This window comes from Belnapia sp. AC561 (assembly GCF_979252845.1).
This window is the reverse complement of sequence record NZ_CEEDBP010000469.1, coordinates 1-238: the sequence shown is the minus strand read 5'-3', so window position 1 is coordinate 238 and position 238 is coordinate 1. Positions and strand designations below refer to the sequence as shown.

General features: G+C 68.9%; 1 protein-coding gene. It reads right to left on the bottom strand.

What is annotated here, in order from left to right; all coding sequences use genetic code 11:
• Nucleotides 1-187 (bottom strand): hypothetical protein (locus tag AC0IW9_RS31885; protein ID WP_471652284.1); only part of this gene is annotated, 187 nt, incomplete at its 3' end.
• Nucleotides 188-238 lie beyond the last annotated feature (51 nt).

The window sequence follows — 238 nt, the reverse complement described above, 5'->3', positions numbered from 1 at the left end:
CGCCGGCGATCGCCTGATGGGAGTGCTGGATCTCGGCACCGCCGAACCGGAAGGCAGTAGTCGTCTTGCCTTTTTCCAGCCGGGGCATGTCCAGCGTGGTGACGACGGCCAGCACGCCGGGCGCGGATGTCGCGGCCGCCGTATCCATGGCGGTGACGCGGCCCTGGGCGATGCCGGCGCCGAGGATATGGCCCTAGGCCTGGTTGCGGGCCACGTCATGCCGTTCATAGGCATAGGG